We start from the raw sequence: 8,681 nt of genomic DNA, 5'->3' as shown, positions 1-8,681 counted from the left end.
CTGAAAACGATAGATGAACGGCAATCATTGTAGTCATGAACAGAACTTTGAATGATTAAATCGCACCTTCCCTAATTATTTGCAAGACTTCATTCTGAAAAAAGTTCTACGGCTAACGCCAAGTTCAATCCATGGTTCGCCTAGACTGGGTCTCCCGCCCCCCTTACTTTTCTTGCCACCTTTACTACCACGTTTAATCTGTAATTCTCTTGTGTGTGTGCTTAATACATACTTATTAAATGATACCTCAGTGAAATTATTTTTAGTCCATTTAGCAATACTTTTAGCTATGCTGATTACTTCATTTTCATCCAGAGGCGCTGAAAATTGCAGGTTGTAGGCACTGGCGCGTTCGTAGCAGGCTTGCAGCCACTGCTCGTATTCAGGCCAACCCTGACGGATGGCGCGGTACGCCCATTTACGGGTTTTGTCGAACAGCGTGCAGTTGCGGCCCAAGCCGTAGTCGGCTACGATTTCCTTTTCGTTCGCTGCGTTCAGGTCGAGAAAGTCGGCCAGCCAGTCCAGCGTGTAGAGTTCCAGCTGCCATACGGCGATTTTCCAGTGGCCGTGGTTCGGATTTTTGCAGATGAGTCCAGAATACCCCGCATCAGCCTCTAATTTTTTACGTAGCGCGTTCTCCACGGCGGCGGCGTAGCGCAGCGGCTTCATTTTTCCGTCCGGCGCGGTGCGGATTGAGGTTTGCAGCGCGTACAGCAGGTGCGCGTGTCCGTTTTCCGGATTGGTGATGCTCAGCGTGGGCGCGGGGGCGTTGCGGTCGCTCCAGTCGATGGCTGCACCGGCGCGATCGACGTCGAATCCCAGCCAGAACATGGCGTGAGGCTGATTAAACTGGATGTATTTCGCCAGAATGGCGCGTTCCTTACCGGTAATGCGTACACCAAAGTGCAGATCGTCCGAAAAGTACGGCTTGTGAGGTAAGCGGTCGTTGAAAAGTGTAAGTGCAGCGTTATGCAATGCGCCCTGCGCTTATGGCGGGCTGTTGTTTCGCACGGTGCATGTGCTAGTATCCTTTATAGGTTTTGTGCCTGCGCCCTCGTTAATCATGGTTCTTCCGCCAAGTTGATACATGATTACGGGGGCGCTGTCTTTTATGCCGCTTAACGTTACACATGCCTCTGTATTTTGTCACCTGCCACCATTAGTTATTGCCAAATGAAACAAACCATTACCATGCTGGTGAAAGCATGTAAACTTTAAGAACGTGTTAGATACACGTGTAAAAATAAGGAGGTCATAATGCCCGTATCAACCGTGCGATATAAAAAAACCGTCAGTGTGACACTGGAGCCTGCACTATTACAGCAGGCACGCGACGCCGGAATTAATCTGTCGGCCACGCTCACTGCCGCCCTGAAACACCAGATACGTGAATCAGAAGCTGAACGCTGGAAACGCGCCAACCGTAAAGCGATCCAAGAGCTTAACCGAATCACGGATAAACACGGCTTACTCTCTGACGATCACAGGACGTTCTGATGCAGTTCATGGTTTACCGCAATAAAGGCAACAGTAGTGCTTATCCCTATCTGCTGGATGTCCAGAGCGACATTATCGGCGAGCTGAACACCCGATTGGTTATCCCGCTGTTTCCCCTCAATGAGGTCAGCGGGCGGCCTGCTCTCCGCCTGAATCCGGTACTGAGCGTAGATGGTGATAATTACCTCGTTATGACCCATGAAATGGCTAGCGTTCGTCAGTCACAGCTAGGTGATGAGGTGGTGAGCATCAGAGAGCATAGGGACGCCATCAAGAACGCACTGAATTTTCTGCTCGACGGCTTCTGAATTAACATCTTCATTCCGTGATCGTGTCTCCGGCTGCAGTCGGTAGAGACAGAGCGCGTTTTCTGCCGTTGCTGTTTCTGTTTTACGCCAACTCTCTGTCCAGGATCTCAATCAGCGCATCAAGCGGATGATGTCTCTGCTCAGACCATCTAAAGCACTCAGAAGCTGTGTTTCTATCTCGGTAATGTTTTGCTCATCTTCGGTGTTAAAACCGCTCAAAAGCGATTCAGGGCGTTCTGTCAGGGTTATTTAGCCGTATATGTCACACTGTGTTGTCGGTCGTCGATGTGTAGGTTTCCACGCCGTGAACCTGCTTCGGCCGGAACACCTACCTGGTGTTCCGGCGCATATAGTCGCTGTAAATCGTCACACCCGTGCCGCTTTCCACTTTCAGGCTCTCTATCTGCTGGCTGTAGCTATTGATCACGCCCTGAATATCGATCAGAAGGGAAAAGCAGCTGAATGGCCACGCCATTGTCGCTGAGGCTGACGTTATGCTCGCGGATAGCTTTGCGGATGCTCATTTTAGGTAAGCCGGATTTTGATCGATTTCGTTCAATTTTTCGCAGTGGATGCCGGGGGTTTCGGGGGGGGCGGAGAGCCCCCTGAACCAGTCACGGTGGCACCTCGTCAGAGGGGTCGCTGTGTGTACTGGCTTAGGGGGTTATGAGTGTCTCAATTCAGAATTGCACGAAAAGAAGCCGTCATAAGGAAAAGGCTGTTATCTGATATAGGCTTGTTTAGTGCCACGGACAGGGAAAAAAGGCGGCTGTGGGCGGAAGTGCGATATGGCAGTGGCGTCATTGGTTACATGGGAATATGACTGAGGAATATGAAATTTTCAGGCTCCAGATGTACCGAAGCCCCGTGACAGAATCACAGGGCTTCGGTACTCTAATTCTCGCAGATACCTGCCAGGACCAGACGTGACAATCAAATCCTAGCAGGGCTGGCTAGAGTTGTCACTACCAGCTTAATACCATTCAACGACATTAAAATCATATCTGCACCTTAGACGCTCAGGTCTACGCCCCGGACTCCGGCAGGATAAACAGGCAAACGGTGGAAACGTAACTTAACCGCGAAAGAGTTAGGCTCTACCCCGTCTCGCAGTACGATAACTGGCACCTGATAAAACGAGCGAACAAGGCAGCAGTAAGCGGTGAAGTGTGATTGCTAAGGTCTGACACTTAACCCACACAATCAAACCTTTTGCAGGGTGAGAAAAACAAGAAGATAGCTAGACGAAGGTCGCTACGCTCCCCGTGATTTTTGTATACCCACCACGGGGGCATTAGGCTTAATTTTGCTTTAAAACTGGCATTGATACATAAGCCACTCGGACGCGCTCGATAAATTCCATTTTGATATCTCGTATTTTTGGATCTTTCTCTGATAACAAAGCATGATAAGCATCACGAAGGATTTTCCCTGCATCCCCTCGAGCACTCACGAGGATAGATGACACAACCTCGACCATACTTTCATAATCACGGTCAACAACTTGCACTGAAGCCTCCAGATAAGGTGTAAGCATTTATTTCTCATGTTATCGACTAGTAAACGAAAAAAATCAAAAAACTAATACCATCTGGCGGGCCAATTTTTTTGTATCTGAACCCGCCAAACGGGCTAATATACCTGTTACTCAGTTCCTGAGATGGCATCAATAATACTGATATACAACGTCTTTTGACGACATATTGGGGTAAAACGTGAGGGTGAATGCTGGCTGATATTCCGAGTGGACCTGACGGAACGAAATTTTCCCGGTTTTACGACATTTCAATTCCGGACGATATGACAGATGTCGAGATCCCGGGCTGGCTGGCCGACATTTTTCATGAAGCAGCTACAGAGCAACATCCTGATGTGAAACGAGTCTAATAAGGAATTTGTTCGTTCTTCCGGGTGTGTGGGGGAGGGCTCGCACTGCCGCCACAAACCGCTCCCACCATCCGCGCCGTCTGCGCCAAGCTTACCCATATAACCGTCAGATTCCCATTTCCCGCCAGCACCGCTGATAATCCCCCCCCCCCCGCAAAAAAAGCCAGTTTCCGACATCCACAAAAAAACCTCCATTTAACCATAGTAACTACCGTGATAGATTCTATGATTACTATAACTATTCTTATAAATGTCAGGCGGAGGGGTTATGAGTAACATTAAAAAATTAGCGATGGAGCTAAGTAGGAAAGAAACTGATTTTGCAGCATCTACATATGCATTTATGGAACGTCAAAAAAAAGATATGTCATCTATAAATATAGATGACATAGTCTCAAAAGAAGAACGGCCATTTTTTAATGAAAGGTTGGAGCACTACAGAAACATCTACAAAAAAAAATAATCAAAGCATTCGAAGTAAGTTGGGTAACCACCGTGGTAGACGATTTCTGATTTAACATAAGACCACTTTGCCCGCACCGCTGAAACGGCCTCAGCGCCGTTTTACGCCCTGAGCCATAAAACCCCATGTCTTCACCCGGCAAAACGCATCAGAATCGCGCTGATGCGTTTTGCGCACGTGCATGGTTATGCATCCAACTGACTTGCGGCTGATTTGAGAGAGATTTCACATCGAAGCCGTCAAAAGACGGTCCGATCACCTCATCGAAAACGGTGAACGGGTAAATAAATTTTTTTTATTTGGCCGTGAGGAATTGTCGGGGGGGGGTAGCGTGGAGAAGCCCTGACCAGGGGGTATTGGCAATTATTGTCAGCGTGCTGACGGTAATGACAAAACATTTCCTGTCCTACCGTTCACTTAGTCGCCACACGGTGCCAACATAATGGCAGTAAGTATCCTCCGGCAAAGCCGGGGTTTACCGGATTTAATTATCCTCACGCAGAACGGATATCTGGTATCGCTACCCTTCGGTTAGTTGCTGGTACTTCATGATTACTCGCTCATATTTGGTCGGAAGAGTAGGATATCTTATCAGCGGCTAACCTTCATTCCATCTATACCCAAGTAACTTCAAGATGCAGGATGGTAGTACTCCAACAACTTCCCCCTACCGCGGCCTTGGGTTCAGGCTTCAGCAACTTGAAGTATCATGGGTATACATGAACGAGCGTTGAACTTATTATCTGAACTCGCGCCATTCAATAAATCCACTTATTATCTGAATCATCGAGATTTCTATTAAGATATTTTACATCCTTATTTACATAAATGGATAGAAGTGAAACAATCACAATTAACACAAAACCAATAAACACTAACACACTTGCATTAATTATTGCAGATGATAGTTCTTCCCTGTATTCTTTTATTGTTTTTTTTCCAAAATCCCTTTCTCTATCCAATAATTTTGTTAACAAATCAAACATCATGCGCTGATTTTGTCTTCCTGGACCTGCAAGATATTCAATTGCTTCTTTGTGGTTATTCTCTAAAGCTAACCCAGCTGGCGTAAACAATGAATAAAACGCTTCATCTTCATGATTTATAATTTCATTTATATTAAAAATAATAGTCTCTGGGTAGTCATCATTTTTAATTCCATCAACCAATAATTTCCGATTCCGAATATAATAAGTCTTTTGTTCCAATAAGTTCCTCCATTCTTGGAGAGTGTTTTTCTTATTGAGAAATAGCACAGCGTTTCTTGATGATACACTCATGCTTCTAAAATTAGAACGCATATCCAATGTCAGCTCTACTCGCTTCATTGTTATACTTACTGTTTTAAACATTTCTTCTTTTTTTTGCCAAATATCAACCATTAAAAAACATATACCTAGCAGAAGAATTGCTAAGGAGAAACAAAAAAACAGAGATAATTTGCTTGAGAAATTCATTACCATCCTACTTTTGATAGTGTTGAGTGACACTATAGCTGTTGTTTTTAAAAAATAAAGCCACAGTTTTTTTGATAAGTAAGTATCCTACGGCAAAGCCGGAGGCTTTAGGGTGAGCGCCCAAAAGGCGCCGACAAACCATGAGCCGCCCGATGAGGCTGCTATACGCTCAGTTTCATTTGATAGTATAGTTCGGCTGATCCTCCCCACCATTAGTGGACACGCGGCTAAGTGAGTAAACTCTCAACCAGAGGTTGATTACTCATGACAAAACCAGCATCAACCAGCAAGAAGTTCCGTAAATAGTATACGCCGGAGTTCGCGATGAAGCCCTAAAACTGGCTGAACGCATCGGTGTCGCTGCTGCTGCCCGCTAACTCAGCCTGTATGAATCGCATCTTTATGCATGGCGCAGTAAACAACAACAGCAAATGACATCTTCAGAGCGAGAAAGCTAACTGGCCGCAGAGAATTCCCGCCTCAAGCGCCAACTGGCTGAGCGGGATGAGGAGCTGGCCATTCTCCAAAAGGCCGCGACATACTTTGCGAAGCGCCTGAAATGAAGTATGTCTTTATCGAAAAAAATCAGGCAAAGCTCAGCATCAAATCCATGTGCCTGGTGCTTCGGGTAGCCCGCAGCGGTTGGTATGTCTGGCGTTGTCGCCGCCATCAGGTCAGCTCGCGTCAGCGGTTCAGACTTGTCTGTGATGATGTCGTCAGTAAGGCATTCAATAATGCCAAACAGCGGTACGGTGCCACGAGACTGGCTGATGAGCTACCGGAATATAATGTGAAAACCATTGCTGCCAGCCTACGCCGTCAGGGGCTGCGGGCAAAAGCTGCCCGGAAGTTCAGTCCGGTCAGCTATCGGGAGCACGGCCTGCCTGTGTCTGAAAATCTTCTGAAGCAGGATTTCATCGCCAGCGGTCCAAATCAAAAATGGGTGGGAGATATCACGTATTTACGTACTGGGATTCTACGCCGTAACCGCCGAAATTTCCGTCAGGTCACTGACGGAAATTTCGGCGGTTACGGCGTAGAATCCCAGTTTCTGAAATAGAATGATTCGGGTGAACGAGAGCAGCCAAATCTCATACTTCATAAACCAATTTTAATCTTACAGATATTAGAGATTAGACGGAGATCACAACGGTGCAGTTCTATAACATTCATAATAAGATCTGCAGCATCGTTGGATTAAAATCCATTCCGTAAAAATATTTAGCTTCAAAAGCTAAACTTACGAATTTACTACAATCCAATCTTGCTCATTAAACACAGAAATTAAAATCAAATAAGTTACCAAGGGCAATATCATGAGAATAACTAAAAAACTTTACTTATTATTTTCACTACTATCATTCTGTTTGATATCTTCAGTTGCAGCATCAGTGGCAATAATGTTACAGTCAAACTCAGATTTTGATTACATTGAAAACAAAACAATACCATCATTAATTTCTTTATCAGAGATGAGAGCGAATGCGAATGAACTAATTATATGGATGTATCGCCATCATAATTCAGATCAAATTGAACGAAAAAAAACTGCAGAAAAAGAAATAACAGAAATAATAAGAAGAACAATTGCCGTAAACAACAATTACATTCACAATCAAACAAGCAATAGCAAAGAAAAAAAAGAACTAGAATCAGCAGCAATATATCTAAATAATATAAAAACAAACCTACCAACGTTTATTAATGAATCAACAAACGATAACAAGGATGCGTCACTCAATGAAATACTTGGTAATAATGGGATTGGGCAATCAGCCAGGAACTTAATAAGTACATACAATAACGCAATAAAGGAAAAAATAGATGTAGTTGATAAAATGGAGGATCATCATAAAGAAAAACATAAAAAAATGATGTATTTCATGCTAACAGCATCATTCGTAATAATTTTAATATTATCTATCTTATCCATTAAGATAATAAAAGGAATAAAAGAAAGGCTTGATTCTATAAAAAAAACAATGGAAGATTCAAATGAAAACATTGATCTAACATTAAGATCAAAGGAAGAACAAATGGATGAGATAGGACTTACAGCCAAAGCATTTAACAATCTGATGGATAAAATAATCTCTTCACTTTCATGTGTCAGTACATCATCTTATTCTGTAAGCTCTGCTTCTTCGCAAATATCTGCCGGAACAGAAGACTTATCATCCCGAACAGAACAACAAGCTGCTGCACTAGAACAGATAGCATCGAGCATGTCAGAGCTTAGTCATACAGTGGAGAAAACAGCTGAAAACACAAAATTTGCAAACGAACTATCACAGGATGCACTCACAATTTCAAATAAAAGCGCCAACGAGGCAAAAAGCATGTCAAAAACAATGTCAGATATAAAAGATAGCGCTGAAAAAGTTGCCCAGATAACCTCAATAATAGATGGGATTGCTTTCCAAACTAATATCCTTGCTCTTAATGCAGCAGTTGAAGCAGCAAGAGCAGGAGAACACGGAAAAGGATTTAATGTGGTTGCTGGAGAAGTTAGAAGATTAGCACAGGAATCATCATCTTCATCAAAAGAAATAAAATCCGTAATTGAAAGTGCAATGGTTCTATTTGAAGCCGGTGCAACAAAGTCAAAAAATGTGGAAGAGAACATGATAAAAATGAATGAATCAATAATTAAAATATCAAATATAGCAGGTGAAGTGTCTATCGCGTCTCATGAACAAAGCATGGGAATAAACCAGATCCATCAAGCCTTAAATCAAATGGATGACGTAACTCAACAAAACGCAGCGCTCGTAGAAGAAGCATCAGCTGCATCTAGAACATTGATGGATCAAGCGAAAAACCTTGATGATTTAGTGAAGGAGTTCACAATATAAATTAATACATTCAAGAAAAAAAATCCATTAATTTAAATATGGATAAAACTCAAATTTACAAAGCACAGAGCGTCTTGCAAAGGCGCCCTGTTACGCAAATAATCATACCCATGATACTTCAAATTTCTGGAGCCTGAACCTAAGGAAGGTGCGATTAATTCGATGGGAACCATTTTTTCGTCCTGTCATCGTATGGTAAATGAACAAAGAACCG

8 protein-coding genes and 2 pseudogenes are annotated in these 8,681 nt (G+C 43.7%); 6 read left to right on the top strand and 4 right to left on the bottom strand.

What is annotated here, in order from left to right; all coding sequences use genetic code 11:
• Window positions 1-75: 75 nt before the first annotated feature.
• Window positions 76-975 carry a replication initiation protein gene (locus ACSZO1_RS20745; protein WP_437616042.1) on the bottom strand — a complete coding sequence of 300 codons (900 nt, stop codon included), beginning with the start codon at window positions 973-975 and terminating at the stop codon, window positions 76-78.
• A gap of 282 nt (window positions 976-1,257) precedes the next feature.
• Between ACSZO1_RS20745 and ACSZO1_RS20740 the strand changes: the two genes are divergently transcribed.
• Window positions 1,258-1,497 carry a type II toxin-antitoxin system CcdA family antitoxin gene (locus tag ACSZO1_RS20740; RefSeq protein ID WP_437616040.1) on the top strand — a complete coding sequence of 80 codons (240 nt, stop codon included), beginning with the start codon at window positions 1,258-1,260 and terminating at the stop codon, window positions 1,495-1,497.
• Window positions 1,497-1,805 (top strand): CcdB family protein, encoded by a 309-nt coding sequence (locus ACSZO1_RS20735; RefSeq protein WP_437616038.1) that lies wholly within the window; start codon window positions 1,497-1,499, stop codon window positions 1,803-1,805. The genes ACSZO1_RS20740 and ACSZO1_RS20735 overlap by 1 nt, the downstream gene beginning before the upstream one ends.
• A 328-nt stretch (window positions 1,806-2,133) precedes the next feature.
• Here ACSZO1_RS20735 and ACSZO1_RS20730 read toward each other — a convergent pair whose 3' ends face one another.
• The gene (locus ACSZO1_RS20730) at window positions 2,134-2,280 is read right to left on the bottom strand and encodes a hypothetical protein (protein ID WP_437616036.1); all 147 of its coding nucleotides are present in this window, start codon (window positions 2,278-2,280) and stop codon (window positions 2,134-2,136) included.
• A gap of 825 nt (window positions 2,281-3,105) precedes the next feature.
• Window positions 3,106-3,342: a hypothetical protein gene (locus tag ACSZO1_RS20725; protein WP_437616034.1), complete on the bottom strand. Its 237-nt coding sequence runs from the start codon at window positions 3,340-3,342 to the stop codon at window positions 3,106-3,108.
• A 165-nt stretch (window positions 3,343-3,507) separates the two neighbouring features.
• Here ACSZO1_RS20725 and ACSZO1_RS20720 point away from each other — a divergent pair.
• Window positions 3,508-3,692: pseudogene (locus ACSZO1_RS20720) on the top strand (DUF7661 family protein).
• Window positions 3,693-3,960: 268 nt separating this feature from the next.
• The gene (locus ACSZO1_RS20715) at window positions 3,961-4,155 is read left to right on the top strand and encodes a DNA polymerase III subunit theta (RefSeq protein ID WP_437616032.1); all 195 of its coding nucleotides are present in this window, start codon (window positions 3,961-3,963) and stop codon (window positions 4,153-4,155) included.
• A 758-nt stretch (window positions 4,156-4,913) separates the two neighbouring features.
• On the opposite strand, the gene ACSZO1_RS20710 is transcribed toward ACSZO1_RS20715, so the two are convergent.
• Complete coding sequence (locus ACSZO1_RS20710) at window positions 4,914-5,537, bottom strand: hypothetical protein (protein ID WP_437616030.1); 624 nt, start codon at window positions 5,535-5,537, stop codon at window positions 4,914-4,916.
• Window positions 5,538-5,876: 339 nt separating this feature from the next.
• Between ACSZO1_RS20710 and ACSZO1_RS20705 the strand changes: the two are divergent.
• Window positions 5,877-6,582 (top strand): annotated as a pseudogene (locus ACSZO1_RS20705) (transposase); the annotation flags it as partial.
• A 346-nt stretch (window positions 6,583-6,928) separates the two neighbouring features.
• Window positions 6,929-8,467 (top strand): methyl-accepting chemotaxis protein, encoded by a 1,539-nt coding sequence (locus ACSZO1_RS20700; protein ID WP_437616028.1) that lies wholly within the window; start codon window positions 6,929-6,931, stop codon window positions 8,465-8,467.
• The last annotated feature ends 214 nt before the right edge of the window (window positions 8,468-8,681 follow it).

This window comes from Erwinia sp. V71 (assembly GCF_965644245.1).
Taxonomy (GTDB): Bacteria; Pseudomonadota; Gammaproteobacteria; order Enterobacterales; family Enterobacteriaceae; genus Erwinia.
The sequence above is the reverse complement of the archived record's forward strand: the minus strand, read 5'-3'. Positions and strand labels throughout refer to the sequence as shown.

What these genes read in the sequence shown, in the direction of transcription:
- ACSZO1_RS20715 (WP_437616032.1), top strand. Translation starts at nt 3,961, where the DNA reads ATGAGTAACATTAAAAAATTAGCGATGGAGCTAAGTAGGAAAGAAACT.
- ACSZO1_RS20735 (WP_437616038.1), top strand. Translation starts at nt 1,497, where the DNA reads ATGCAGTTCATGGTTTACCGCAATAAAGGCAACAGTAGTGCTTATCCC.
- ACSZO1_RS20740 (WP_437616040.1), top strand. Translation starts at nt 1,258, where the DNA reads ATGCCCGTATCAACCGTGCGATATAAAAAAACCGTCAGTGTGACACTG.
- ACSZO1_RS20710 (WP_437616030.1), bottom strand. Translation starts at nt 5,537, where the DNA reads ATGGTTGATATTTGGCAAAAAAAAGAAGAAATGTTTAAAACAGTAAGT.
- ACSZO1_RS20725 (WP_437616034.1), bottom strand. Translation starts at nt 3,342, where the DNA reads ATGCTTACACCTTATCTGGAGGCTTCAGTGCAAGTTGTTGACCGTGAT.
- ACSZO1_RS20700 (WP_437616028.1), top strand. Translation starts at nt 6,929, where the DNA reads ATGAGAATAACTAAAAAACTTTACTTATTATTTTCACTACTATCATTC.
- ACSZO1_RS20730 (WP_437616036.1), bottom strand. Translation starts at nt 2,280, where the DNA reads ATGGCGTGGCCATTCAGCTGCTTTTCCCTTCTGATCGATATTCAGGGC.